This window comes from Ruegeria sp. F5 (assembly GCF_056533845.1).
Genome location: NZ_JBQFOU010000018.1, coordinates 23,722 through 47,146 on the forward strand (window position 1 = coordinate 23,722; position 23,425 = coordinate 47,146).

Here is a 23,425-nt window from a genome sequence, read left to right on the forward strand (position 1 = left end):
ATGACCAAACCTTTGCCTGAGGTGACCCCCAACACCTGGAGCTTTCTGCGCGACGCGATGATCAAACCCACCGGGTTCCGCGAATACGATGCCCGCTGGAAATACCCCGATGAGATCAACCTGCCCGGCATGACCACCCTTGGACTGGGGCTTGGCACCCAGATGCACAAGCGCGGGATAGCCCCGGTGATTGCGGTGGGCAACGACTATCGCGACTATTCGCTGGCGATCAAGAACGCGCTGATACTCGGTCTGATGCAGGCAGGGGTTCAGGTCAAGGATATCGGCCCTGCGCTTAGTCCCATGGCTTATTTCGCGCAATTCCATCTGGATGTGCCTGCGGTGGCGATGGTGACGGCCAGCCACAACCCGAACGGCTGGACCGGGGTGAAAATGGGCTTTGACCGCCCGCTGACCCACGGTCCGGATGAGATGTCGGAACTGCGCGATATCGTCCTGAACGGCCAGGGCATTGCCCGCCCCGGAGGCGCGTATGAATTCGTCGAGGGTGTGAAAGAGGCGTATATCGACGATCTGGCCGGCGAATTCAAAATGTCCCGCCCGCTCAAGGTTGTCTGCGCCACGGGCAACGGCACCGCCTCGGCCTTTGCGCCCGAAATTTTCGAACGGATCGGGGTTGAGGTCGTGCCCAGCCACAACCGGCTCGATTACACCTTCCCGAACTACAACCCCAACCCCGAGGCCATGGAGATGCTGCACGACATGGCAGACACGGTGAAATCCAGCGGTGCCGATCTGGCGCTTGGGTTTGACGGCGACGGCGACCGCTGCGGCGTTGTCGATGATGAGGGGGAGGAGATTTTTGCCGACAAGGTCGGCGTCATCATGGCGCGCGACCTGGCACGGCTGCATCCGGGCGCGACCTTTGTCGCGGATGTAAAATCCACCGGCCTGTTCGCCAGCGACCCCGAGTTGCAGGCGCATGACATCAAGGCCGATTACTGGAAAACCGGCCACAGCCACATGAAACGGCGGGTCAAGGAAATCGGCGCTCTGGCCGGGTTTGAAAAGTCGGGCCACTACTTTCTGGCCGAGCCGATTGGGCGCGGATATGACTGCGGCATGCGCGTTGCGGTCGAGATCTGCAAACTGATGGACCGCAACCCCGACAAAAGCATGTCGGACCTGCGCAAGGCGCTGCCCAAGACATGGTCCACGCCCACCATGTCGCCCTATGCCGCCGATACCGAGAAATACGACATCCTGAACCGGCTCGTCGACAAGCTGGTTGCCAAAAGCGACGCGGGCGAGCCCTTTGCGGGCCGGACCATCAAAGAGGTCGTCACCGTCAACGGCGCGCGGGTCATTCTGGACAATGGCAGTTGGGGTCTGGTGCGCGCCTCGTCAAACACGCCCAATCTGGTGGTCGTCTGCGAAAGCAGCAAGAGTGAAGCCGAAATGCGCGCGATTTTCGCCGACATTGACTCCGTCATCCGCACCGAGCCCGGTGTCGGGGATTACGACCAGACCATCTGATCATCAAAGCTGTTCGGTGCCGCTCAGTCGGCACCAAACAGTTTCAGCAGGCCTTTCTTGGCCTCATCCTCAAGCTTCTTTTTGAGGGCGTCTTCGATCTGGCCGGTATCTGTGACCGTGGTGTCCAACTCGTTCCCGACCTTTTCCAGAACCTTTTGCTTGGCGTCGCCTTCAAGCTCTTTGATCTTGCCCTCGGCGGCGGCCTCGATGACCTTGGTCAGGTCCGGTCGGAGCGACGGGTTGCTCCACGGGCCGACGATGCGCACGGGCACCGAAATGCCCTTGCCGGAATTGGCGCGCAGGGCAACCGGGGTGAACAGGTAATCGATGTTGCGGGCGCCCAGACCCACGGTTCCTTTGCCATCTGCCCGGAAATTGTTCAGCAGCATCAGCAGGTCGTTATTGGTCAGAACGCCTTTGTCGATGGTGAAACTGCCCGTCAGGCTGTTGAACACGGTCGTCCCGCCCGAGCCCCCGCCCTGCCCCATCAAACGGTCCAGATCAAATCCCGCGATCACGCCCTTGCCTACATCCAGACGCCCCTTGCCGCTGAGAGAGTTCATGATCTGCTGCTCGGTCTGTCCGACCCCGAGGAACTCGAAGCTGCCCGATCCGGTACCGGACAGGCGCTCGACGTCCGCAAGCACCGACAGGGCCTGCTGAATATTGATGCCGCTGGCCTGAAAGTTGCCGCCAACGGACAGACCGTTGCGATTGTTGGCCACGACCTGTCCGGTGAGTTTGCCGGAAAACAGGGTGGCAGGCTTCATTTCAAGAATCGCGCGCGACCGGTCGAGGCTCAGCGTCAGGTTGCTGGGGCCAAGCGTCAGATCGGGCACGGCGATTGACTTGGCCGTCAGTCGGATGTTGCCATTTGCCAGGGCAAGCGCGGATGCATCGATAAGGTCGGTCGACCATCCGTCGGGTGCCGAGGATGCGCCACCGGCCCCCCCACCTGAACTTGTGGCGGGTTCGGCAAACCGGGACAAATCGAGGTCCCCTGCGTCCAGACGGGCCGTGATATGCGGCGGGTCCGAGATCACGATATCGGCCTCACCCGCAAAACGGTTGTGATCCAGCTTGGCCACCATATCCCGCAGCGAGACGCGGCCATCCTTGGTGTATGTCATCTGGCCCGAGATGTCGGCAACGCGCCCCAGCCCCAGCGGAACACCAACCCCGGCCTGACCAAAGGCGGCCAGCATCATTTCGGTGTTTCGGGCGACGACCTGCGTCTTGCCGTCCATCTCACCGGCAAGGTTGACGCGCCCGTCAAATCCGATCTCTCCTCCGGGCGCTTTCAGTTTCAGGTCCAACGGCGTGACCACGCCAGACGAAAACGCGGGCAGGTCCGGCAGTTTCAGGTCGACCTGTACAGTACCGCCGGGCACGGCCATGTTGGCCGCCATCACCATCGGCGCGGTCACATCCGGCCAACTGGCCGACAGGTTGACCCCGGCGAAATCCATCTGGGTCACGCCGTTTTCAATATAGATGAGCCGCGCGTCGGTCAGTTCCAACCGGTCTAATGTCACCGGACGGGAGTCGGACGTTGCGGTACTGCCCGCGCTGGCAGATGCGGTGGTGTTCGTGGTGGTGGCAGGAACGCGAAGCTCCCAATTGCCGCGCCCTTGCGACAATTCCAGCCGCAGCAGCGGTTTCTCGGCAAACACGCGTTTGATCCTAAGATCGCCCGACAGCAAGGCGGCGGCATCCACACCAACGGCAAGGCTGTCGGCGCTCAGCATCGGTTCCGGTCCGGCCCATTCGGCATTGCCGAATGTCACGGGGCCGGTCTCCATCCCAAGGACAGGCCAGAAGGAAATTTTGACATCGCCTGAAAGGGTCAGGTCTCGGCCCGTCTCCGCGCGCACCTGCTCGGTCAGGATAGCGGCCAGCTTGTCGCCCGGCATCAGAAGCAGCGCCCCGACGACCAGCCCGAACACGGCCACAAGAATAAACAGGATGCGCAAAAGCCATTTCATTTTCTGCTCTCCGCCTTTTGGCTTGTTTGATTTAATCATTCAAACCGCGCGCCGCATTTGCAAGGGGAAGCTTTCCCCACTATATGCCGCGCCATGACAACGAACCCGCCGAACCTCCGCCCCGACCTGGCGCCCGCCGCCCGGATTTCCGACACGGCCCGCCCCAACCAGCCGACCATCGGCATGGTCTCGCTGGGCTGTCCCAAGGCGTTGGTCGATAGTGAGCGCATTCTGACCCGCCTGCGTGCCGAAGGATACGGTATTTCGCCCGATTATTCGGGGGCGGATGCCGTGATCGTGAACACCTGTGGGTTCCTTGACAGCGCCAAGGCCGAGTCGCTGGACGCGATTGGCGAGGCTTTGGTCGAAAACGGCAAGGTTATCGTGACCGGGTGTTTAGGGGCCGAGCCGGACTATATCCGCGAACATCACCCGCGCATCATGGCCGTCACCGGGCCACATCAATACGAGCAGGTTCTGGATGCGGTTCATGTGGCTGTGCCGCCCGATCCAGACCCGTTTGTCGACCTGCTGCCCGCCAGCGGCGTGAAACTGACCCCGCGCCATTACAGCTATTTGAAAATCTCTGAGGGCTGTAACCACAAGTGCCGGTTCTGCATCATTCCCGACATGCGTGGCAAACTGGCCAGCCGCCCGGCACACGCGGTCCTGCGCGAGGCCGAGAAGCTGGTCGATAATGGCGTGCGCGAATTGCTGGTGATCTCGCAGGATACCTCGGCCTATGGGCTGGATCGCAAATACGATGTGAACCCGTGGAAAGACCGTGTAGTGCGCAGCCACATCACCGATCTGGCGCGCGAATTGGGGCAACTCGACGCCTGGGTGCGGCTGCATTACGTCTATCCCTACCCGCATGTGCGCGAGTTGATCCCGCTAATGGCGGATGCGGGCTGTAACGTGTTACCCTATCTGGATATTCCCTTCCAACACGCGCACCCGGACGTCCTGAAACGCATGGCGCGCCCTGCGGCGGCGGCCAAAACGCTGGATGAAATCCACGCATGGCGTGAAGTTTGCCCAGACATCACCCTGCGCTCGACCTTCATCGTGGGCTACCCCGGCGAGACCGAGGCCGAGTTCCAGACCCTGCTGGATTGGATGGACGAGGCGCAACTGGATCGCGTCGGCTGCTTTCAATACGAAAACGTCGATGGCGCACGGTCGAACGACCTGCCGGGTCACGTGCCCGCCGAGGTCAAACAGGACCGCTGGGATCGGTTCATGGCAAAAGCGCAGGCGATATCCGAGGCCAAACTTCAGGCCAAGGTCGGTAAAGCAATCGACGTCATCGTGGATGAGGTCGATGACGAAGCCGCCACCTGCCGCACCAAGTCCGATGCGCCAGAGATCGATGGCAACCTGTTCATAGACGAGGGTTTCACGCATCTCAAACCCGGAGACATCGTCTCGGTCGAGGTGGACGAGGCTGGGGAATACGACCTGTGGGGCAAGCTGGCCTGAACAAGCGGTCTGAGAAAAGCGTGACCCGAGTTTATTGGTAAGCGCCGTGCCCCGCACCGATATTGGACATGAAACCACACGGAGGGTGTCATGTTCCGCAGATTTCCGATCGCTTCGATATGCGCGCTGTCTGTGCTGGCTGCGTCATTTCCCGACTCGGCAGCTGTTGCCCATCATGTCGGCAAGAAAACCACAGCCATCATCATCGTGGGCGGCACAGATGTGGGCATCAAACTGCGCAGTCAGCACCCGGTAAAACGCCATTACTTTGTGCCCAAGACCAAGCATTCTTCGAAAAAGCACGTGGTTCATCCCAGAAAGCCAGTCAAGAAATACCATCGTTCCGGGCTGAAACGGCACAAATTCGGACGCTATCCACATAAGTCAACCAGACGCCACGGGCGCAGGTCGCTTGTGATCAAGAAGAAGTACCATTTCAGAAGATACTGACCAATCAGGCCAGCCCCACCAGCGCCAACACCCAGGCAACACCAGCGGCAACGGCCACCAGGGCGACCGCAGCGCTTGCGGCATCCTTGGCCTGACCGGCCAGAGGGTGTTGATCGGTCGAGGTAAAGTCCACCGCACGCTCGATCGCGGTGTTGAACAGCTCGGCCACCAGCACCAGAAGCCCGAGCACAATGATCAGGGCGCGCTCGGCTGACCCGACGGGCAGCCAGCAGACCAACACCACCGACACGAGGTTGGCCCACCCCCATGCACGAAACGAATACTCATCCCGCCAGGTTGCGCGCAGGCCCTGCCAGCTCCAGCGGGTTCGGTCCTTGAGACGGGTGAAAAAGTACTGCATCGGCCTTAGGTATGGGTGAGTGTCGTTGCGTATGAACGATCATACCCCCGCCGTGATCAGGCAAGCAAAAATCGCCCCACGGGCGGCTTTACTTTCCAAAACAGGCAGGCGGCCCACAGTCTGGACCGCCCGCGAAATGGTTTATTGAGTGACCGGGTTACAAACGGTCTGGCCAGCCTCGGTCGTGGCCAGTTCATACCCGCCCGGGCAGCTTGCATTGCCGGCCTTGTCATAGCTGGGCTGAACGTAGACAGGGGTCGGTTCTTCCTGCTGCGCGCAGGCAGTCAGGATCAGAGCAAATGCGCCAACGGCAGCGAATTTCAGTTTCATGTCCGTCAATCCTCTATTAATTTTCTGATATTGCCCAGCTTTTCGGGGCCGGTCTCAGGATAAGACCTGCTAGTCAGTCTGGCAACAGAGTCAATCACGAATCCGTGACCTAAGGCGGAACCACGCTCGAATCCGCATTTACCGTGGCCGGATGCACGGCACCGGCTACCCTTTTCAGCGCGGCGCTCTACACTGGTTCGCAGACATCAGCCAAAGACGGAGACGCCACATGTCCGACACGCCGATCATTGCCCAAACCTCTCCTTTCCCGGTCGAGGTGACCGAGGGAAAGACCTATTTCTGGTGTGCCTGTGGCAAATCCGGCAAACAGCCCTTTTGCGACGGATCACATAAGGGTACCGGGCTGGAGCCGGTGAAATACACTGCGGATGCCAGCAAGAAAGTGTTCTTTTGCGGCTGCAAACATTCGTCAAAATCGCCGCTGTGCGACGGGACGCATTCCAAGCTTTAGCGGTTACTTCAACGCGTTCAGCAGGTTTGCATTGGCGCAGAATTCAGGCGCGGAGCCGGCCATGGTTTGCTGCGTTGCCAGCCACATCTCACACTGTCCGCTGCAGTGCGACGCCCGGCATTTGGTGACCATTTCGGCGTAGTCTTCGGGGGCAAGCCGCTTTTCGGCCATCGCTTCGGTCAGCGACACGCCCATGCAGCGGGCGACGGACCGGGTCAGCCAGAAGTGTTTTTCGATGTCTCCAAGATCATCCTTTGGCATCGACGGCCTCGCTATCCTGCGGCTTTCAGCGCCGCGAACCGGGCCCGGTTGGGGCAGTTTTCCGGCGCGTCAAAAGCGGTTTCGTGTTCATCCAGCCACTCGGGGCATTGGCTGGCCCAGGCACATCCCTGACAGGACCGGATCATCCCGGCCCATTCCTGCTGGCTCAGATGGCCCGCGCGGTGCGCCGCGACGATATCCGCGCCGGTCGCCTGCCCCATCCGCAAGACAAGGCGGATATGTGCCATGACGTCCCCCAGATGCGGCATGATGGCAGACCCCTTATGGCATCAGCTTGTGCAGCAACTCGCGGTTCCGGCAATATTCCGGCGCCTGCTGCAGTTTGGCGGTCTGCGCCAGGATTTGCTCGCAATGGCCGGGGTTCGGGCACTCGGTGCACCGCAAAACCGCGTCCGAGATCTGGTCGATACTGACCTTGCCTCCGATCGCGGATTCTTCCAGATCGACGTCCAGCATGCTGGCCATGTCGTCAACCAATCCAGCGTGCAGTCGCAAATTGTTCTGGCTGGGCATTTGGCATCCTTCCCTGTCTCGCGTTGCGTTCAGGGTAAAGACATTGTGCGCGACGTCCTTTGACTCAGGTCAATTCGCGGTGCCGATCCGATCCAGATAAGCGCGGGTCGCGTCCTGAACGCGCCGAAATCGGTCCCCGCCCAGCTTTTTACCGCCATACCAGCGGGTTACGATGATCACGTGATTCTCTAACCCCTCCCGCTCCATCATCCGCAGAATCACCATACTGGCACCGCTTTCCCCGTCATCCGCTTTCAGAGCACCAGTCGGCAGGGTCGCGGCCCATGTGTTATGCGTGGCCTTGGCATAGCTTTTGTCCGATTTCAGGTCGCTCAGAACCGCGTCAATCTCGGCCCGGGTCGTGACCTGCGCCCCCGACACCGCGTATTTCGATCCGCGATCCGTCAGAATAACGCCCAGCCGCGTCAGAGTGGTCATTCCGTCAGCCCCAACTGCGCCGCTGTTTCCAAAACGATCTGAACACGCTCGGCATTGGGCGGGTGCGAGCTGAGGAACCGGTCGCCGGGGTCGGGAATGCAGGCAAAGAACTTTGCCCCGACCAGCGGGTTATAGCCCGCCTTGTAGGTGATGATGGTTCCCAACTGGTCGGCCTCAAGCTCAAAATCCTGAGAATATATCTGCGCGCCGACCTGCGCGCCAAGTTTCTGCGCCTCTTCCACCCCGGCGGCATCAGCCCCGTGCAATCGGGCGAGATCACCGAACCGGGCAGCGCTTTCGCTTGCGTTTCTGGATTGCCGTTCGATGTGATCCAGGATGTGATGCGCCGCCTCGTGCCCCATGACAAATGCCAGTTCATCCGCATTCTGCGCCGAGCTTATCATGGAGCGGGTGAATATGATGGCCGGTTGGTCGTTTTCATCCAATGTCTGAAAGGCGTTGGCAGGCGCGCGCCGGTTCAGGTCTACCAGTATCCGGAAGTCGCAATTCCCCGATGGTGCCTGACGCAAACATTGGGTCCGGGCCTCGGCCCCGATGGCGCGGCTGACCTCTCGAAACGTCTCGGTCGTGACCTGAGTATCCGCCGAACGCGCCTCCCAATCCTCGGCGGGCAGAACGCGTAAGACGTCCGAATCGCAGGCCGCCAGCAGCAATAGGACTGCCAAGAAGATCGCACGTGTCATCAGGACCCTTTCCGGTCAGTCATACCGCCCAACCACCATAGCGCGGTCGCCCCGGCGGGGCCACGCCTGATCGGTCGCCAACGGGTTGCATTGCGCGGCGTCCACCGGCACTCTGCCCACATGTTTTCGATTGAGCATGAATTCGACTCGACCGTCATTACTCTGATCGACGAAGGCGAGAAGCCTTTGCAGGAGGATGTGGTCATCAACAACTTCGCCGAATGCGTTACGCTGGAACAACTGGACCCGCGGACGGATCAGGTGCAGAAAATCACCCTCTCGCCCGAACAGGTGCGCGATCTGGCCGCCGCGCTGGACCTGCCCGAGGGTGTGTATCAGTTGCGGGAAACGCAGGACTAAGGGTCATAGACAAAAACCTTGTCGCGGCTGGTCTGCCCCCGTTTCAGGGACAGCGTGGATGGGGCGACGCCCATGCACTGCGCAAGAATGGTGCGAACGGCTCTGTTGGCCTTGCCATTTTCCGGCGGCGCTGTGACCCGGATATGTATCTGCCCAGCTTCAAACGTCGCCTGATCCTGCGCCGCTTTCGGCGTCACCCTGACCGGAACCTCGGCCCCCGGTGTTGCCAGATTGCGCAGGTCCGGCAGGTTTCGCGGTCTGGATCGGGCCATATCCCCCCCCGCTTGTTTCGACACCCTTGCATGACCGGTCGCGGAATGAAAATGAACTGGGCAAATCGACAGTTAGCCCTTGAATCGGGGGCCATGCTGACCAACTTACAGACTGCTCATGTAAAGGAAGTTAACATATGTCCCTGAAAAACCCGGCCGCTCTGGAATTTCTACAGTCGCGCCGGTCCCGCCCGGCCAAGACGCTGATCGCTCCGGCCCCGACGCGGGCTGAATTGCGGCCCTTGCTCACAGCCGCCGCGCGCAGCCCCGATCATGGCAAGCTGGAGCCCTGGCGCTTTGTCGTGCTGGAAAAGGGGGCCATGCCGCGCCTCGCGCAACTGACCGAGGAATGCGGCACCGCCCTGGGCAAAACCCCCGAGGATATCGCCAAAGCCCGCAGCCAGTTCGACATGGGGCATCTGGCCGTCGCGGTGATCGAGGTGCAAAAACCCAGCGAAAAGGTTCCTGCCATCGAACAGACCTATTCTGCTGGCGCGGTCTGTCTGGCCCTTCTGAACGCGGCTTTGGCCGCCGGTTGGGGGGCGAACTGGCTGACGGGATGGCAAACGCATGACCGGGATTTCTGCCAAAAGGCATTCGGTCTGGCCGAACATGAACGCGTTGCGGGCCTGATCCACATCGCCACCGAAGGCACCGCCCCGCCCGAGCGCCCCCGCCCGGATGTCGCGGCGTTGACGACATGGGTGTCTGAATGATCATCCTCAATGCCTTTTTCGCCGCGTTGGGACAGATCGGAGACCCCAAGTTCCGCGCCGTTCTGCTGCGCGGTGTCGGCCTGACAATCCTGCTGCTGGTGGTCGCCTGCGCGGGGGCAATCTGGTTCATCAACACGCTGTCGGGCAATGAAATCTCGCTGCCGTTCGTGGGCGTTGTCCCGTGGCTGAACGACGTGCTGAACTATTCGGGCATCTTTCTGGTGCTCGTGTTGCCGGTGTTCCTGATGGTGCCTGTCGCCTCCGCCATCACCTCGATCTTTCTGGACGAGGTCGCGCAAGCGGTCGAAGACAAGCATTATTCAACCCTGCCCCCCGCCCGTCGCATTCCCGTTTCCGAGGCAGTGCACGATGGGTTGGGCTTTCTGGGCGTTCTGATCGTGGCAAACCTGCTGGCGCTGATCCTTTACGCGATCTTCACCCCGTTTGCGCCGTTCATCTTCTGGGCCATGAACGGGTTCCTGCTGGGGCGCGAATATTTCACGCTGGCCGCCATGCGCCGCTTGGGCCGCGATGGGGCTCGGAAGTTGCGGGCAAAGCATTCGACGACCATCTGGATTGCCGGAACGCTGATGGCCATCCCGCTGTCGGTGCCGCTGGTGAATCTGGTGATCCCGATTATCGGAGCCGCCACATTCACCCATATCTTCCACAGCCTGTCTGGCAGCAGGACCTGACAGCGCCTAGCGCGGCTCCAACTGGTTCAGCCAGTCGAAATCGCGCACCGAGATCACGCCCGACAGGATGATTCCCGCGATAATGGCCCACAGCACCACCGAAATGCCGGTGGTGATCCACAGCTTTTTCTTCATGTGATGCACTTCCGGCGCGCCCGCATGGGTGCCCGGCACGATCTCGCCCAGATCGCCCTGGGTTTTGATGCGAATGGGCAGCACCACAAGCAAGGTCATGAACCAGATGACAGCGAACAGGACCAATGCGGCGGTGATCGTCATGTCGGACTCTCCGGGGTTAGGGGGTTTAAACCTGCTCAAGTTCCACAAGGCAGCCGTTGAAGTCCTTGGGATGCAGGAACAGAACGGGCTTGCCATGCGCGCCAATCTTGGGCTCGCCCGAGCCCAGCACACGCGCGCCGGTTTCCTTCAGGTGGTCGCGGGCGGCGATGATATCCTCGACCTCGTAACAGACATGGTGAATGCCGCCTGCAGGGTTCTTTTCCAGAAACCCGTTGATCGGGCTGTCGTCGCCAAGGGGGTAGAGCAGTTCGATTTTAGTGTTGGGCAGTTCGATGAACACAACGGTCACGCCATGATCGGGCTCATCCTGCGGCGCGCCCACCGTGGCACCCAGCGCGCTGCGATACTGTTCAGACGCGGCCTCCAGGTCCGGCACGGCGATGGCAACATGGTTAAGACGACCGATCATGATGTTCTCCTCTGTCCTTTTGTTGCATGGGTTATGGGGGCAGACCCGGCAAAGGACAAGTGCGCCAAATCGCCCGTTAACCCTGTGTTAGCCAGAAGTTCCTAGCGTAAGGCATCTGCTGGATAGGAGATCTGCCATGGACGATTCGGGCCCTTTCGCCACCACTATCGCCACGCCCACCGCAACGCGGCCCCTGTTGGGCCAAACCATTCTGGTTGTCGAAGACAGCCGGTATGCCTGCGACGTGATCCGCCTTATGTGTCTGCACAGCGGCGCCAGAATTCGGCGCGCCGACTGCCTGAAATCGGCCCGACGCCATCTGCAGATTTACCGCCCGTCGGTCATTCTGGTGGATATGGGCCTGCCGGATGGATCAGGCGCGGACCTGATTGCGGAACTGACCCAGGCCTCGCCCCGGATCAGCGTCATTCTGGGCATGTCCGGTGATGATTGCGCCAAAGCGGATGCGCGACGGGCCGGGGCCGATGGTTTCTTGCCCAAACCACTAAAATCAATGTCGTATTTTCAGAAATCCATCCTGGAACTTCTGCCCGAGGATCGACGCCCCGGCGATCTTCATGCCGTCCGGGACGAGATGATCCGCCCGGACCCCATGGCCTATCAGGACGATATGGCCCATATCGCGGATGTGCTGGCCGGCCCCAACGATCCCCGGACGCTGGATTACGCCGCCCAGTTCCTGCGCGGCGTCGCGCGCGAGGCCGACGATACCGTTCTGGCCGAAGCTGCCCGAAAGCTTGCGGTGTCGCGGGCGCAGGGCACCCCGATCACCGCTGAGGCAGCGCAACTGGCCGGGATCGTGCAAAGCAGGCTGGAACGGCGCGAGGCGATCTGAGATGGCCGTGGCCAGCCTCATCGCCGCGTCGGTTCTGTGCCTGTGGCTGTACCGTCAAACACGCAAAGCAGCACGCACCATTCGGGAGAACCGGAATCGGCTGGGCAACCCGCTGGGTTAGTACATGTGCCCACCCTCGGAGTTGCACGAGGCCAGCGGCATGCTGCCACCCGGAATGTGTTCCGGCAAACCCGTCTGCGTCAGCGTTATCTGACCGCCCAAATGCAAACCGCCCGCTCGTGGCGGGCGACTCTCTTAGTCCTGCGGGATGATCCGAAGCCCCAGTTCCATCAACTGGTCCGAGGTCGGATCGGACGGCGCGTCCATCATCAGGTCCTCGGCGCGCTGGTTCATCGGGAACATCATGACCTCGCGGATGTTGGCCTCATCCGCCAGCAGCATCACGATCCGGTCGATGCCCGCAGCACAGCCGCCGTGCGGCGGTGCGCCGTAATGGAAGGCGTTAAACAGCGCGCCGAAGCGGGATTTGACCTCATCCTCGCCATAGCCGGCCAGTTCGAACGCTTTCAGCATGATCTCGGGCTTATGGTTCCGGATCGCGCCGGACACCAGTTCATAGCCGTTGCACGCCAGATCGTACTGATAGCCGCGCACGTCCAGAGGATCACCGTTCAGCGCCTCCATCCCGCCCTGCGGCATCGAGAACGGGTTGTGTTCAAAATCGATCGCGCCGGTTTCCTCGTCCTGCTCATAAATCGGGAAGTCCACGATCCAGGCAAAGGCAAAGCGGTCTTTCTCGGTCAGGTTCAGTTCTTCACCAATCACGTCCCGCGCCTTGCCGGCGACCTTTTCAAAGGCCTTCGGCTTGCCACCCAGGAAGAACGCCGCATCGCCGACACCCAGACCCAATTGCTGCCGGATCGCCTCGGTCCGTTCGGGGCCGATGTTTTTGGCCAGCGGCCCTGCGGCCTCCATCCCTTCGCCCTGATCGCGCCAGAAGATGTAGCCCATACCGGGCAGGCCTTCTTTCTGCGCAAAGGCATTCATGCGGTCACAGAACTTGCGGCTGCCACCCGTCGGCGCAGGAATGGCGCGAATTTCGGTGCCCTCCTGCTCCAACAGCTTCGCGAAAATCGCGAAGCCAGAGCCGCGGAAGTGGTCGGAGACCACTTGCATTTTAATAGGGTTCCGCAGGTCAGGCTTGTCGGTGCCGTACCACAGCGCCGAGTCCTTGTAGGAGATCTGCGGCCACTCCTGATCCACCTTGCGACCGCCGCCGAACTCTTCGAACACGCCGGTCAGCACCGGCTGGATGGTGTCGAACACGTCCTGCTGCTCGACAAACGACATCTCAAGGTCGAGCTGGTAGAAATCGGTGGGCGAACGGTCAGCGCGCGGGTCTTCGTCGCGGAAGCACGGCGCGATCTGGAAATACTTGTCGAAGCCCGACACCATGATCAGCTGTTTGAACTGCTGCGGCGCCTGCGGCAGCGCGTAGAATTTGCCCGGATGCAGGCGCGAGGGCACCAGAAAGTCGCGCGCGCCTTCGGGTGACGAGGCGGTGATGATCGGTGTCTGATACTCGCGGAAGCCCTGATCCCACATGCGTTTGCGCATGGATGCCACGACGTCCGAGCGCAGGGTCATGTTCTGCTGCATCGCCTCGCGGCGCAGGTCGAGGTAACGATAGCGCAGGCGGGTTTCCTCGGGGTATTCCTGATCGCCAAAGACCATCAGCGGCAGTTCGTCGGCTGCGCCCAGCACTTCCAGCCCACGCACGTAAACTTCGATCTCGCCGGTGGGCAGTTTCGGGTTCACCAGTTCCGGGTCGCGCGCCTTGACGGTGCCGTCAATGCGGATACACCACTCGGACCGGACCTTTTCCAGCTCGGCAAAAGCCGCGCTGTCGCCGTCGCACAGAACCTGTGTCACGCCGAAATGATCGCGCAGGTCGATGAACAGCACGCCGCCGTGATCTCGGACCCGATGCACCCATCCCGACAGGCGGACGGTTTCACCGACATTGGCGGCGGTCAGAGCGGCGCAGGTGTGGCTGCGATAGGCGTGCATGGATCATATCCCTTCGGGCGCAGAATTTGTCGCGCCGATACACCCTGTCAGGTCTGGAAAGTCAAGGCAGGTCGCGCCGTCAAAACGGCCTTTGCACGTTGCCCGAGTAGAAATAGACCCCCAGCCCGACCGCAAAGATGATATTGCCCGCAATCGCGTGCAGCAGGACCGCGTAGAAAAACGAGCCGCGCTGCCTGTAGGCCCATGTAAACAGCAGCCCTCCGGCAAAGGTCATCGCGGCGACGATCCAGCTCCAATACATCAGATGCGCAAAGAAAAACACAAAGGCGTTCAGCAGATACGCCGCACGGCCATCGGGCAGGATGGCGTGGTAGCGGCGGAAGAACAGCGACCGGAACAGCAGCTCTTGCGGCAGGGCCGAGGCCAGCGGATAGCCGATCCAGATCATAGCCAGCATCTCGGGCCGGTGTTGCAGCAGGAAAAAGGCAGCCTCGGGCCGGGTGATCTGAATCAGGAGCGTGCAAAACGCCGCCATGGCAAGCGTGAAGAAAAGCAACTCGCGCCACGACCAGTTCGCCCATTCGTACCGCAGTTCAGCCCAGCGAAATCCCGGCGTCCAGTTCAGCAGGACAATGCCCAGCCCGGTAAAGGCAAACAGCGCCGGAAACATCCAGTCGGGCGGGAAGAACACGGCAATCACCAGCGGGGCGGCGATGTAGAACAGGCCGAACTCGACCCGCAGCCGGAGCATCGCGACCGGCGGCCCGACCATGGTGCTGTCTTTGCTCACTGGTTCACCAACTCCACCGGGATCAGCCCGCGCAATGAATTTCCCATGTGAACAGTTCGGGCGTTTTGCAGATCGGTCAAGGTCAATCTGGCTTCGGTAACGCTATCTTTTTCAAGCAATTCTTCGCGCAGAATACCCGGCAGCAACCCGCAGGCCAGCGCCGGGGTCAGGCAGCGCCCGTCGGGCATGTCCAGAAACAGGTTCGTGATCGTCCCCTCACACAGTTCATCGCGTTCGTTCAGGAACAAAAGCTCATCGATCTCGGGCAGCATCGCGGCGCGGGCATCGTCATAGAGCGCGCGCCGGGTGGTCTTGTGGCGCAACCAGATGTCCGAGGATTTCAGCCTGTGCCCGGCAATCGCCAGCCGCCATTTGAGAGGGTTTTTCGCCAAAGCGGCGGTGGTCAGGTTAAACGCGCCTTTGGCGTCCATTGTCAGCCTGCAGCGCAAGTCAGCCCCACCGGAAACCGAGGACAAGGCAACCTCGGCCCGCTCAGCCGAGAAAGGCAAATCCAGCGCAGCCGCCGACCGGGCCATACGGGCCACATGCCGGTCCTTGCGCACGAATCCCTGATCCGGCCTGTAGGCCAGCGTCTCGATCAGGCGGAAATCAGGCTCAACTGGCGGGCGAAGCGGGCTTTCCATAAGGCTTCCTCAAATTCAGATGCGGCTGTGCTGTCCCAGACCACTCCGCCGCCCACGTTCAGCGTGGCCCGGCCATCCTCGACCATCAGCGTGCGGATGGCCACGTTGAATTCGGACCGGCCATCGGGGGCGGCCCAGCCGATGGTGCCGCAATAGATATCGCGCGACCAGGGTTCCAGATCGGCCAGTATTTCCATCGCGCGGATTTTTGGCGCGCCGGTGATCGATCCGCAGGGGAACAAGGCGGTCAGGATTTCCGACAATTCCGCCCCCACCTGTAACTGTGCCCGCACCAACGAGACCATCTGATGCACCGTCGCATAGGTCTCGACCTTGAACAGTTCCGGCACGTGAACCGAACCCGGCAGCGCCACGCGGCTGATATCATTGCGCAGCAGATCGACGATCATCAGATTTTCGGCCCGGTTCTTCGGATCGGTCGACAGGAAATTGCGGTTCCGGGCGTCCTCGGCCATATCCTCGCTGCGGGGCTGGGTGCCTTTCATCGGGCGGGTTTCGATGCGTCCGGTTTCATCGGTGCGGAAGAACAGCTCGGGCGAACGGCTCAGCAGGTCCGGCAGATCGTCTTGTTCGACCAGCGCGCCATGGCCGACAGGCTGCCCGGCTGCCAGCGCGGCGTATAGCGCGGCGCTGTCGCCCTCGACCGTCAGATCAATCGGGAAGGTCAGGTTGGCCTGATAGATATCGCCTGCGCCAATGGCGTCATGGACGGTCTGGAACGCGCGGGCATACCGCGCCTCGTCCCAGCGCGGCTTGAACGCGGATATCCCGCCGATAGGTTTCGGCAGGTCGCTTTGCGATGGCGGCGCATATGCCCCGAACACCATCAACGGCAGGCGGCGATCCTTTGGCATGCGAGAGCTCAGGCGCGGCTCCAGCGCGTAGCCCAGTTCATAGCTGGCATATCCGGCGATCCATGCTCCGTCGGCGCGCGCCGCATCCAGCGCCGCCAGGGCCTGGGGCACGTCCTCCGCATTGTCGGCGCGGATTATGTGGGATGGCCGGTCAAAAAAGCTTCCCGGACCGGCAGGCCCCTGATCAAAACGAATACGCAAGTGCATCCTCATTTGCCGTGCTGCGCGGTATAGAGAATACGCTGCCAAGGGAAAGAGGGGAAAGCGGCAATTTCGCCCCTGTTTCCGATCCCCCTTGCACCTTTTCGCGCGGCCCCTATAACGCAGGACAATTTGGGCGCTTGGGCGGTGCCCGCGACTCGCTGAACATCCAAGGGGTAACGCCATGCCGAGAAGAACCGACATCCAGTCGATCATGATCATCGGGGCGGGTCCCATTGTCATCGGTCAGGCATGTGAGTTCGACTATTCCGGCGCGCAGGCCTGCAAGGCGCTGCGGGAAGAAGGCTACCGGGTCATTCTGGTGAACTCGAACCCGGCCACGATCATGACCGATCCCGGTCTGGCGGACGCCACTTACATCGAGCCGATCACACCCGAAGTTGTCGCCAAGATCATCGCAAAAGAACGCCCCGACGCCCTGCTGCCTACCATGGGCGGACAGACCGGCCTGAACACCTCGCTGGCGCTGGAAGAGATGGGTGTGCTGGACGAATTCGGCGTCGAGATGATCGGCGCCAAGCGCGACGCCATCGAAATGGCCGAAGACCGCAAGCTGTTCCGCGAGGCGATGGATCGGCTGGGTCTGGAAAACCCCAAGGCCACGATTGTCACCGCGCCCAGGCGGGAAGACGGGTCCACCGATCTGGATGCCGGGGTTCAGATGGCCTTGGATGAGCTTGAAGAGATCGGCCTGCCCGCCATCATCCGCCCCGCCTTTACTCTGGGCGGCACCGGTGGCGGTGTGGCCTATAACCGCGAGGACTACATCCATTTCTGCCGCTCGGGCATGGATGCCTCACCCGTCAACCAGATCCTCGTTGATGAAAGCCTGCTGGGCTGGAAAGAATACGAGATGGAGGTGGTGCGCGACACCGCCGACAACGCCATCATCGTCTGTTCCATCGAAAACGTCGATCCGATGGGCGTGCATACCGGCGACTCGATCACCGTGGCCCCGGCGCTGACGCTGACCGACAAGGAATACCAGATCATGCGCAACGGCTCGATTGCCGTTCTGCGCGAGATCGGCGTCGAAACCGGCGGGTCGAACGTACAATGGGCAATCAACCCCGACGATGGCCGCATGGTCGTGATCGAAATGAACCCACGCGTGTCGCGCTCGTCCGCGCTGGCCTCCAAGGCGACCGGCTTCCCGATTGCCAAGATCGCGGCCAAGCTGGCTGTGGGTTATACGCTGGACGAGCTCGACAATGACATCACCAAGGTCACGCCCGCCTCGTTCGAGCCGACGATCGACTATGTAGTCACCAAAATCCCAAAATTCGCGTTCGAGAAATTCCCGGGCTCCGAACCCTACCTGACCACCGCGATGAAATCGGTGGGCGAGGCGATGTCCATAGGCCGCACCATCCACGAATCCATGCAAAAGGCGCTGGCCTCGATGGAATCGGGCCTGACCGGCTTTGATGAGATCGAAATCCCGGGCCTGAATGTAGGTCTCTGGGATGAGGCTGACGACAAGGCCGCCGTGATCAAGGCGATCAGCCAGCAGACCCCCGACCGGCTGCGCACAATCGCGCAGGCCATGCGCCATGGCCTGAGTGATGATGAGATTTTCGGCGTCACGAAGTTTGACCCGTGGTTCCTGGCCCGCATCCGCGAGATCGTCGATGCCGAGCGTCAGGTGCGCAAGGATGGTCTGCCGGTGACCGAAGACGGCATCCGCAAGCTGAAAATGCTGGGCTTCACCGATGCGCGTCTGGGCAATCTGACCGGGCGGGACGAGGCCAACATCCGTCGGGCCCGCCGCAATCTTGGCGTTTCGGCGGTGTTCAAACGCATCGACACCTGCGCCGCCGAATTCGAGGCGCAGACGCCCTATATGTACTCGACCTACGAGGCCCCGATGATGGGTGAGGTCGAATGCGAAGCGCGCCCAAGCGACCGCAAGAAGGTTGTCATCCTCGGCGGTGGCCCGAACCGGATCGGTCAGGGGATCGAGTTCGACTATTGCTGCTGCCACGCCTGTTTCGCCCTGACCGAGGCGGGGTATGAGACCATCATGGTCAACTGCAACCCCGAGACGGTCAGCACCGACTATGACACTTCGGATCGCCTGTATTTCGAGCCGCTGACCTTTGAACATGTCATGGAAATCCTGACGAAAGAGCAGGAAAACGGCACGCTGCACGGCGTCATCGTCCAGTTCGGCGGGCAAACGCCGCTGAAACTGGCCAACGCGCTTGAGGCCGAGGGCATTCCGATCCTCGGCACCACGCCCGACGCCATCGATCTGGCCGAAGACCGGGAACGGTTCCAGGCGCTGGTCAACGATCTGGGGCTGAAACAGCCCAAGAACGGCATCGCATCGACCGACGCCGAGGCGCTGGCCATCGCCGATGAGATCGGCTTCCCGCTGGTCATCCGCCCCTCATACGTTCTGGGCGGCCGCGCGATGGAAATCGTGCGCGATATGGATCAACTCAAGCGCTACATCAACGAGGCCGTGGTGGTTTCCGGCGACAGCCCGGTTCTGCTGGACAGCTATCTGGCCGGTGCGGTGGAACTGGATGTGGATGCGCTGTGCGACGGCACCGATGTGCACGTCGCGGGCATCATGCAGCATATCGAGGAGGCTGGCGTGCATTCGGGCGACTCGGCCTGTTCGCTGCCGCCTTATTCGCTGTCGAAGGAAATCCTTGGCCAGATCAAGGATCAGGCGTTCAAACTGGCCAAGGCGCTGAACGTCGTTGGCCTGATGAACGTGCAGTTCGCCATCAAAGACGACGAGATCTACCTGATCGAAGTGAACCCCCGCGCCTCGCGCACCGTGCCCTTTGTCGCCAAGGCCACCGACAGTGCGATTGCATCTATCGCGGCGCGCGTGATGGCGGGTGAGCAACTGGCAAACTTCCCGATGCGCCCGGCCTACAAAGAAGGTCAGGACAGCAAGATCGCCGATCAGATGACGCTGGCCGACCCGGACATGCCGTGGTTTTCGGTGAAAGAGGCGGTACTGCCTTTCGCCCGTTTCCCCGGCGTCGACACCATTCTGGGCCCGGAAATGCGCTCGACCGGTGAGGTCATGGGCTGGGACCGCGACTTCCCGCGCGCCTTCCTCAAGGCGCAGATGGGGGCTGGTATGGTGCTGCCATCCTCGGGCCGCGCCTTCATCTCGATCAAGGACGCCGACAAGACGCCCGCAATGCTCGAGGCCGCGCAGGTTCTGGTCGGGCAAGGCTTCGCACTGGTCGCGACCCGCGGCACGCAGAGCTGGCTGGCAGATCAGGGCGTGCCCTGCGATGTGGTCAACAAGGTGTACGAAGGCCGCCCGGACGTGGTCGATATGCTGAAAGACGGTCAGGTTCAGTTGCTGATGAACACCACCGAAGGCGCGCAAGCGGTCGAGGACAGCAAGTCCATCCGCTCAATCGCGCTTTATGACAAGATCCCCTATTTCACCACCGCCGCCGCCAGCCACGCCGCCGCGCTGGCGATCAAGGCGCAGGCCGAAGGGGATGTCGAGGTGCAGTCGCTGCAAGGCTGACCGCACCCTTCTGAGCCACAAAGCGCGCACCGCGCCGGAAAGAATTTGCGCCCGTTGACGTTTTGTCAGCGGGCGCTCATTTTTTGGGTCATCGAGCAGAAGGAACACAAAAATGCGCATTCTACTGGCCATCGCTGCCCTCACCGCCCTTGCCGCATGCGACGTGCCGTTTGTCCCACTGATCTGAGGGAACGGGTCCGGCTCGTGGCCGGACCCAAACGGGCGTCAGGCGGCCTGTGCCACCCGCCGTTCATCGCGCGCGAAAAACAGCAGGTAGAACACCGGCGCGGCCACCATTGTCAGCACGGTGGCAAAGGCCAGACCGCCCATGATCGTCACTGCCATCGACACGAAGAACGCATCCGTCAGCAGCGGTGCCATCCCCAGAATGGTGGTGATCGCTGCCAGCATGACCGGGCGCAGACGCGAAACGGATGCCTCGACAATCGCCTCGCGCAGGGGTTTTCCGGTGGCGCGGACCAGGTCGATTTCCTCGACCAGAACGATGCCGTTCTTGATCAGCATGCCCGACAGGCTGAGCAGCCCCAACAGCGCGGTGAAAGTAAACGGCAGGCCGGTTCCCAACAGGCCGATGACAACGCCGTTGACCGACATCGGCACCAGCAGCCAGATGATGATCGGCTGACGCAGCGCATTGAACAGCAACACCGAGATCAGCACCATGATCAGCAGGCTCAGCGGCAATTGCCTGCCCAAACTTTCCTGCGCATCGCGCGAGTTTTCATACTCGCCGCCCCATTCCATCTTGTAGCCCGGCGGCAGGTCGATGGATTCGATGGCCTCGCGCACCTCGGCATGGACCTGCGCCGCCGTAATGCCCGGCGGGATATCGGCCCCGACAGTGATGGTCAGCACCCGGTCCCTGCGATGCACCAGCGTATTCAGCGCCTCGTATTCGAACCCATCCACCATCTGTTCGACGGGCACAAAGCGTTCCGACTGGTCCGAATACACCACTTGATCGACGATGGAGTAATCCCCGTCCGCCGCCCGCCGGATGATGATCGGGATCAGGCGGTCGCGTTCCCGCAGGACACCGCCGCTGATGCCATCGGTCGAAAACTGCAGGGTGGCCGCGATGTCCTCGCGGCTGACACCCGCTGTCTGCGCCCGTTCGGTGGCGTAGATCGGGCGCACCGCCAGTTCTTTCTCGCGCCAGTCCTGATAGATATTGAGCGCGTTGGGCGAGGCTGCGGCCATACGCTGCACCGCCTCTTCGGCCAGTTGCCGCAGCACGACCGGATCGATGCCCGAGAACCGCGCCTGGATCGGATCGCCGCCACCGGGGCCAAAGACCAGACGCTTGGTGCGGAACTCGCCTTCGGGGAAGCGGCCGGTTCCGAACGCTTCCAGATCGGCCTGCAGCGCCGGGATATCGTCCAGCGTCTCAGTGCGGATGATCATATGGCCGTAGCTGGGGTTCGGGTCCTCGGCCGAGTAGGTCAGCATGAACCGCGTCGCGCCCTGCCCCACAAAGCTTGTCACGGATACCACGTCGTCACGCTCGGCCAGCCAGTCTTCGAAAACCGACATATCCGCGCCGGTGCGTGCAATCGGGGTGCCCTGCGGCAGCTTGTAATGCACAAAGAACAGCGGCGTGTTCGAATCCGGGAAGAACTGCTGTTTCACCAGCCCGAAGCCTGCGTAACAGGCCACCGTGACCGCAACCAGCCCGGCAACAACCAGCCAGCGGAACCGCAGCGCCCAGTGCAGGATGACGCCATAGATGCGGAACAGAATCCCGCCATAGGCGTCAACCTCACCCGCCTTGCCCTGCTTGAAGAAATAATGCCCGAGCATCGGCGTCACGGTGATTGCCAGCACCCAGCTCAGCAGCAGTGAAATGCCGATCACCGCGAAAAGCGAGAACAGAAATTCCCCTGTCGCATCCGGGCTGAGGCCAATACCGGCAAAAGCCATGATGCCGATAACCGTCGCCCCCAGCAGCGGGATTTGCGTTTTCGAGGCGACCTCTTCCGCCGCATCGCGCGAGGATTTGCCGCGCAGCATGGCGATCTGCATCCCCTCGGCCACCACGATGGCGTTGTCCACCAGCATCCCCATCGCAATGATCAGCGCGCCCAGCGAAATCCGCTCCATCTCGATCGAAAAAAGCGCCATGAACAACAGCGTGCCGACAACGGTCAGCAACAGGGTCGAGCCGACAACGATAGCCGCCCGCCAACCCATGAAGATGCCCAGAACGGCCACCACAATGGTCACGGACATCGCAAGGTTGACCAGAAAATCGTTCGAGGCCTGCTCGACCACGACGTGTTGCTGGTAGATCGGCAGAATCTCGACGCCGAAGGGAATACTCGGATCAAGCTCGGCGAATTTGGCGTCGGCGCGTTTTCCGACCTCGACGATGTTTTCCGTTGAAAGGCCCGCGATGCCCAGCGTGAACGCCTCGGTCCCGTTGAAGCGGATCATGACCTGCGGATCGGTCTGGCGGGCGCGGTAGACATTGGACATGTCGAACAGGTTGATCACCTGCCCCTGCGAGCCAACCGACAGACCGGCAATCGCCGACACGCTGTCGGACCCTTCCGCAGTCAGGATCGTCGTGCGGTCATTGCCGGACCGCAAGGAACCGGATGAGTTGACCGAATCCGCATTGGCAATCGCCTCATTCAGCGCCTGAATGGGCACGTTCTGGTTCACTGAAATGGCCAGATCGGGTTCGATGAAAATTGCCTCTTCCGGCAGGCCCTGAACCTCGACATCGGCAACGCCGTCCACGGTCAGCAACTCGCGGCGCAGGAATGTGGCCAATTCGTGCTTTTCGGCATCCGAAAAGCCGTCGGCGGTGACGGCGTAGAACAGCCCGAACACATCGCCGAACCCGTCATTGATGTAAGGCGCGCCGACGCCCGATGGCAGGCTGCGGGACGCATCGCGGATTTTAGCGCGCAGGCGGGTCCAGATATCGGGCAGTTCCGAGCCGTCATAGGTGGATTGAATCTCGACTTCGATCAGCGACCGGCCTGGCTGATTGACCGAGGTGATCGTGTCCACCTCACCCATCTGCTGGATCGCGGATTCAAGCGGTTCCGAGACCTCCAGCGCGACCTGCTCGGCGGTGGCACCGGGATATTGCGTGATGATGACTGCGTTTTTGATGGTAAAGGCCGGGTCTTCCAGCCGCCCCAGCGACAGGAACCCCCAAATGCCGCCAAAGAGGGCGATCAGAATGATCAGCCACGTGTAAAGCGGCCGGTCGATGGATGCGCGCGCAATTTTCATCTGCC

At 61.4% G+C, this 23,425-nt stretch carries 25 protein-coding genes; 9 read left to right on the forward strand and 16 right to left on the reverse strand.

Annotated elements, in window-relative coordinates; all coding sequences use genetic code 11:
- Positions 1-1,497: a phosphomannomutase/phosphoglucomutase gene (locus ACR0K1_RS20730; RefSeq protein ID WP_480851778.1), complete on the forward strand. Its 1,497-nt coding sequence runs from the start codon at positions 1-3 to the stop codon at positions 1,495-1,497.
- A 23-nt stretch (positions 1,498-1,520) separates the two neighbouring features.
- On the opposite strand, the gene ACR0K1_RS20735 is transcribed toward ACR0K1_RS20730, so the two are convergent.
- On the reverse strand, positions 1,521-3,482 hold the full coding sequence (locus tag ACR0K1_RS20735; RefSeq protein WP_480851779.1) for an AsmA family protein: 1,962 nt from the start codon (positions 3,480-3,482) through the stop codon (positions 1,521-1,523).
- A 93-nt stretch (positions 3,483-3,575) separates the two neighbouring features.
- Here ACR0K1_RS20735 and rimO point away from each other — a divergent pair, with 93 nt between their 5' ends.
- Positions 3,576-4,964: a 30S ribosomal protein S12 methylthiotransferase RimO gene (rimO, locus tag ACR0K1_RS20740; RefSeq protein WP_480612466.1), complete on the forward strand. Its 1,389-nt coding sequence runs from the start codon at positions 3,576-3,578 to the stop codon at positions 4,962-4,964.
- A gap of 90 nt (positions 4,965-5,054) precedes the next feature.
- Positions 5,055-5,414: a hypothetical protein gene (locus ACR0K1_RS20745; protein WP_480851780.1), complete on the forward strand. Its 360-nt coding sequence runs from the start codon at positions 5,055-5,057 to the stop codon at positions 5,412-5,414.
- Positions 5,415-5,418: 4 nt separating this feature from the next.
- Here ACR0K1_RS20745 and ACR0K1_RS20750 read toward each other — a convergent pair whose 3' ends face one another.
- Together ACR0K1_RS20750 and ACR0K1_RS20755 are read right to left on the reverse strand one after the other, a co-directional pair.
- Positions 5,419-5,775 carry a diacylglycerol kinase gene (locus ACR0K1_RS20750; RefSeq protein ID WP_480612468.1) on the reverse strand — a complete coding sequence of 119 codons (357 nt, stop codon included), beginning with the start codon at positions 5,773-5,775 and terminating at the stop codon, positions 5,419-5,421.
- A gap of 141 nt (positions 5,776-5,916) precedes the next feature.
- On the reverse strand, positions 5,917-6,105 hold the full coding sequence (locus ACR0K1_RS20755; RefSeq protein ID WP_480612469.1) for a hypothetical protein: 189 nt from the start codon (positions 6,103-6,105) through the stop codon (positions 5,917-5,919).
- Positions 6,106-6,334: 229 nt separating this feature from the next.
- Here ACR0K1_RS20755 and ACR0K1_RS20760 point away from each other — a divergent pair, with 229 nt between their 5' ends.
- Entirely contained in the window at positions 6,335-6,577 is a 243-nt protein-coding gene (locus ACR0K1_RS20760; protein WP_480612470.1) for a CDGSH iron-sulfur domain-containing protein, read from the forward strand.
- A gap of 3 nt (positions 6,578-6,580) precedes the next feature.
- Here ACR0K1_RS20760 and ACR0K1_RS20765 read toward each other — a convergent pair whose 3' ends face one another.
- The 5 genes from ACR0K1_RS20765 to ACR0K1_RS20785 all read right to left on the reverse strand — a co-directional run bounded on the left by ACR0K1_RS20765 (position 6,581) and on the right by ACR0K1_RS20785 (position 8,514).
- A complete protein-coding gene (locus ACR0K1_RS20765; RefSeq protein ID WP_480612471.1) occupies positions 6,581-6,838 on the reverse strand; it encodes a DUF6455 family protein in 258 nt (85 codons plus the stop codon).
- A gap of 11 nt (positions 6,839-6,849) precedes the next feature.
- Positions 6,850-7,107 carry a DUF6455 family protein gene (locus tag ACR0K1_RS20770; protein WP_480612472.1) on the reverse strand — a complete coding sequence of 86 codons (258 nt, stop codon included), beginning with the start codon at positions 7,105-7,107 and terminating at the stop codon, positions 6,850-6,852.
- 13 nt (positions 7,108-7,120) lie between these two features.
- Entirely contained in the window at positions 7,121-7,372 is a 252-nt protein-coding gene (locus tag ACR0K1_RS20775; RefSeq protein WP_480612473.1) for a DUF6455 family protein, read from the reverse strand.
- A gap of 69 nt (positions 7,373-7,441) precedes the next feature.
- Positions 7,442-7,810 carry a YigZ family protein gene (locus ACR0K1_RS20780; RefSeq protein WP_480612474.1) on the reverse strand — a complete coding sequence of 123 codons (369 nt, stop codon included), beginning with the start codon at positions 7,808-7,810 and terminating at the stop codon, positions 7,442-7,444.
- The gene (locus ACR0K1_RS20785; protein ID WP_480612475.1) at positions 7,807-8,514 is read right to left on the reverse strand and encodes a M48 family metallopeptidase; all 708 of its coding nucleotides are present in this window, start codon (positions 8,512-8,514) and stop codon (positions 7,807-7,809) included. The genes ACR0K1_RS20780 and ACR0K1_RS20785 overlap by 4 nt, the downstream gene beginning before the upstream one ends.
- A 120-nt stretch (positions 8,515-8,634) precedes the next feature.
- Here ACR0K1_RS20785 and ACR0K1_RS20790 point away from each other — a divergent pair, with 120 nt between their 5' ends.
- Positions 8,635-8,874, forward strand: coding sequence for a hypothetical protein (locus ACR0K1_RS20790; protein ID WP_480612476.1), 240 nt, complete (start codon positions 8,635-8,637; stop codon positions 8,872-8,874).
- On the opposite strand, the gene ACR0K1_RS20795 is transcribed toward ACR0K1_RS20790, so the two are convergent.
- Positions 8,871-9,146 carry a DUF167 domain-containing protein gene (locus ACR0K1_RS20795; RefSeq protein ID WP_480612477.1) on the reverse strand — a complete coding sequence of 92 codons (276 nt, stop codon included), beginning with the start codon at positions 9,144-9,146 and terminating at the stop codon, positions 8,871-8,873. The genes ACR0K1_RS20790 and ACR0K1_RS20795 overlap by 4 nt on opposite strands.
- A gap of 137 nt (positions 9,147-9,283) precedes the next feature.
- Here ACR0K1_RS20795 and ACR0K1_RS20800 point away from each other — a divergent pair, with 137 nt between their 5' ends.
- Positions 9,284-9,862, forward strand: coding sequence for a nitroreductase family protein (locus ACR0K1_RS20800; RefSeq protein ID WP_480612478.1), 579 nt, complete (start codon positions 9,284-9,286; stop codon positions 9,860-9,862).
- Positions 9,859-10,557: an EI24 domain-containing protein gene (locus ACR0K1_RS20805; RefSeq protein WP_480612479.1), complete on the forward strand. Its 699-nt coding sequence runs from the start codon at positions 9,859-9,861 to the stop codon at positions 10,555-10,557. The genes ACR0K1_RS20800 and ACR0K1_RS20805 overlap by 4 nt, the downstream gene beginning before the upstream one ends.
- 6 nt (positions 10,558-10,563) lie before the next feature.
- Here the strand turns inward: ACR0K1_RS20805 and ACR0K1_RS20810 are convergent, their stop codons facing one another.
- Entirely contained in the window at positions 10,564-10,836 is a 273-nt protein-coding gene (locus ACR0K1_RS20810; RefSeq protein WP_480612480.1) for a DUF1467 family protein, read from the reverse strand.
- 25 nt (positions 10,837-10,861) lie between these two features.
- Positions 10,862-11,266, reverse strand: a complete 405-nt coding sequence (gene mce, locus ACR0K1_RS20815) for a methylmalonyl-CoA epimerase (protein ID WP_480612481.1) — start codon at positions 11,264-11,266, stop codon at positions 10,862-10,864.
- A gap of 136 nt (positions 11,267-11,402) precedes the next feature.
- Between mce and ACR0K1_RS20820 the strand changes: the two genes are divergently transcribed.
- A complete protein-coding gene (locus tag ACR0K1_RS20820; RefSeq protein WP_480851781.1) occupies positions 11,403-12,122 on the forward strand; it encodes a response regulator in 720 nt (239 codons plus the stop codon).
- A 255-nt stretch (positions 12,123-12,377) separates the two neighbouring features.
- On the opposite strand, the gene aspS is transcribed toward ACR0K1_RS20820, so the two are convergent.
- From aspS to ACR0K1_RS20840, 4 genes are all read right to left on the reverse strand, one after another.
- The gene (aspS, locus tag ACR0K1_RS20825; protein WP_480612483.1) at positions 12,378-14,153 is read right to left on the reverse strand and encodes an aspartate--tRNA ligase; all 1,776 of its coding nucleotides are present in this window, start codon (positions 14,151-14,153) and stop codon (positions 12,378-12,380) included.
- A gap of 79 nt (positions 14,154-14,232) precedes the next feature.
- Entirely contained in the window at positions 14,233-14,904 is a 672-nt protein-coding gene (locus ACR0K1_RS20830) for a CPBP family intramembrane glutamic endopeptidase (protein WP_480851782.1), read from the reverse strand.
- Positions 14,901-15,548 (reverse strand): aminotransferase class IV family protein, encoded by a 648-nt coding sequence (locus ACR0K1_RS20835; protein WP_480612485.1) that lies wholly within the window; start codon positions 15,546-15,548, stop codon positions 14,901-14,903. The genes ACR0K1_RS20830 and ACR0K1_RS20835 overlap by 4 nt, the downstream gene beginning before the upstream one ends.
- Complete coding sequence (locus ACR0K1_RS20840; protein WP_480612755.1) at positions 15,503-16,630, reverse strand: aminodeoxychorismate synthase component I; 1,128 nt, start codon at positions 16,628-16,630, stop codon at positions 15,503-15,505. The genes ACR0K1_RS20835 and ACR0K1_RS20840 overlap by 46 nt, the downstream gene beginning before the upstream one ends.
- A 178-nt stretch (positions 16,631-16,808) precedes the next feature.
- Here ACR0K1_RS20840 and carB point away from each other — a divergent pair, with 178 nt between their 5' ends.
- The gene (carB, locus tag ACR0K1_RS20845; protein WP_480612486.1) at positions 16,809-20,153 is read left to right on the forward strand and encodes a carbamoyl-phosphate synthase large subunit; all 3,345 of its coding nucleotides are present in this window, start codon (positions 16,809-16,811) and stop codon (positions 20,151-20,153) included.
- Positions 20,154-20,378: 225 nt separating this feature from the next.
- On the opposite strand, the gene ACR0K1_RS20850 is transcribed toward carB, so the two are convergent.
- Positions 20,379-23,420 carry an efflux RND transporter permease subunit gene (locus tag ACR0K1_RS20850; RefSeq protein WP_480851783.1) on the reverse strand — a complete coding sequence of 1,014 codons (3,042 nt, stop codon included), beginning with the start codon at positions 23,418-23,420 and terminating at the stop codon, positions 20,379-20,381.
- Positions 23,421-23,425: the final 5 nt, after the last annotated feature.

Excerpts from the sequence above, each read along its gene's own strand:
- ACR0K1_RS20745 (WP_480851780.1), top strand. The coding sequence starts at position 5,055 with ATGTTCCGCAGATTTCCGATCGCTTCGATATGCGCGCTGTCTGTGCTG.
- ACR0K1_RS20800 (WP_480612478.1), top strand. The coding sequence starts at position 9,284 with ATGTCCCTGAAAAACCCGGCCGCTCTGGAATTTCTACAGTCGCGCCGG.
- ACR0K1_RS20785 (WP_480612475.1), bottom strand. The coding sequence starts at position 8,514 with ATGACACGTGCGATCTTCTTGGCAGTCCTATTGCTGCTGGCGGCCTGC.
- ACR0K1_RS20850 (WP_480851783.1), bottom strand. The coding sequence starts at position 23,420 with ATGAAAATTGCGCGCGCATCCATCGACCGGCCGCTTTACACGTGGCTG.
- ACR0K1_RS20770 (WP_480612472.1), bottom strand. The coding sequence starts at position 7,107 with ATGCCGCATCTGGGGGACGTCATGGCACATATCCGCCTTGTCTTGCGG.
- carB (WP_480612486.1), top strand. The coding sequence starts at position 16,809 with ATGCCGAGAAGAACCGACATCCAGTCGATCATGATCATCGGGGCGGGT.
- ACR0K1_RS20805 (WP_480612479.1), top strand. The coding sequence starts at position 9,859 with ATGATCATCCTCAATGCCTTTTTCGCCGCGTTGGGACAGATCGGAGAC.
- ACR0K1_RS20755 (WP_480612469.1), bottom strand. The coding sequence starts at position 6,105 with ATGAAACTGAAATTCGCTGCCGTTGGCGCATTTGCTCTGATCCTGACT.
- ACR0K1_RS20795 (WP_480612477.1), bottom strand. The coding sequence starts at position 9,146 with ATGGCCCGATCCAGACCGCGAAACCTGCCGGACCTGCGCAATCTGGCA.
- ACR0K1_RS20780 (WP_480612474.1), bottom strand. The coding sequence starts at position 7,810 with ATGACCACTCTGACGCGGCTGGGCGTTATTCTGACGGATCGCGGATCG.
- ACR0K1_RS20820 (WP_480851781.1), top strand. The coding sequence starts at position 11,403 with ATGGACGATTCGGGCCCTTTCGCCACCACTATCGCCACGCCCACCGCA.
- ACR0K1_RS20750 (WP_480612468.1), bottom strand. The coding sequence starts at position 5,775 with ATGCAGTACTTTTTCACCCGTCTCAAGGACCGAACCCGCTGGAGCTGG.
- ACR0K1_RS20765 (WP_480612471.1), bottom strand. The coding sequence starts at position 6,838 with ATGCCAAAGGATGATCTTGGAGACATCGAAAAACACTTCTGGCTGACC.
- mce (WP_480612481.1), bottom strand. The coding sequence starts at position 11,266 with ATGATCGGTCGTCTTAACCATGTTGCCATCGCCGTGCCGGACCTGGAG.
- ACR0K1_RS20840 (WP_480612755.1), bottom strand. The coding sequence starts at position 16,630 with ATGCACTTGCGTATTCGTTTTGATCAGGGGCCTGCCGGTCCGGGAAGC.
- ACR0K1_RS20735 (WP_480851779.1), bottom strand. The coding sequence starts at position 3,482 with ATGAAATGGCTTTTGCGCATCCTGTTTATTCTTGTGGCCGTGTTCGGG.
- rimO (WP_480612466.1), top strand. The coding sequence starts at position 3,576 with ATGACAACGAACCCGCCGAACCTCCGCCCCGACCTGGCGCCCGCCGCC.
- ACR0K1_RS20835 (WP_480612485.1), bottom strand. The coding sequence starts at position 15,548 with ATGGAAAGCCCGCTTCGCCCGCCAGTTGAGCCTGATTTCCGCCTGATC.
- aspS (WP_480612483.1), bottom strand. The coding sequence starts at position 14,153 with ATGCACGCCTATCGCAGCCACACCTGCGCCGCTCTGACCGCCGCCAAT.
- ACR0K1_RS20790 (WP_480612476.1), top strand. The coding sequence starts at position 8,635 with ATGTTTTCGATTGAGCATGAATTCGACTCGACCGTCATTACTCTGATC.
- ACR0K1_RS20775 (WP_480612473.1), bottom strand. The coding sequence starts at position 7,372 with ATGCCCAGCCAGAACAATTTGCGACTGCACGCTGGATTGGTTGACGAC.
- ACR0K1_RS20810 (WP_480612480.1), bottom strand. The coding sequence starts at position 10,836 with ATGACGATCACCGCCGCATTGGTCCTGTTCGCTGTCATCTGGTTCATG.
- ACR0K1_RS20730 (WP_480851778.1), top strand. The coding sequence starts at position 1 with ATGACCAAACCTTTGCCTGAGGTGACCCCCAACACCTGGAGCTTTCTG.
- ACR0K1_RS20760 (WP_480612470.1), top strand. The coding sequence starts at position 6,335 with ATGTCCGACACGCCGATCATTGCCCAAACCTCTCCTTTCCCGGTCGAG.